This is a genomic window from Dietzia sp. B44 (assembly GCF_014145245.1).
Lineage (GTDB): Bacteria > Actinomycetota > Actinomycetes > Mycobacteriales > Mycobacteriaceae > Dietzia > Dietzia natronolimnaea.
The window spans coordinates 5,524-6,006 of sequence record NZ_JAALEF010000407.1; the positions used below are offsets into that span (position 1 = coordinate 5,524).

Below are 483 nucleotides of genomic sequence, written 5' to 3' on the forward strand. Positions count from 1 at the left end.
GGCGCCGATGCTGGCCGATCTCGACGCCCGTGGAGAAGACCTGGCCGGGGTGACCGCCCGCCTGTTCACCACCGCCGAGGTCGCCGAGGGGATGACCGCATTTCTTGAGCGCCGACCGCCCTCCTGGGCGACGCCGGACGCGTAGCGTATGCGATGTCGTTGATGTGTGACCGTCACCACATCGCCCGCGTTCAACCCGAGAGGTAATGCCATGCGCACCAGAGCAGCCATCATCCGTGAACCCAAGCAGGACGCCTGGGAGATCGTCGACGTCGACATCGACGACCCCAAGGCGGGGGAGGTGCAGGTCAAACTCGCCGCCTCGGGGCTGTGCCACTCGGACGAGCACCTGCTCACGGGGGACCTGCAGTTCGAGACCTATCCGATCATGGGTGGCCACGAGGGCGCGGGCGTGGTGACCAAGGTGGGAGAGGGTGTCACCGGGCTCGAGGAGGGGGACCACGTCGTCCTGGCGTTCATCCC

At 67.3% G+C, this 483-nt stretch carries 1 pseudogene; it reads left to right on the forward strand.

Annotation, left to right across the window (positions count from 1 at the left end):
- Positions 1-262: 262 nt before the first annotated feature.
- A pseudogene (locus G6017_RS16905) lies at positions 263-483 on the forward strand (alcohol dehydrogenase catalytic domain-containing protein); the annotation flags it as partial.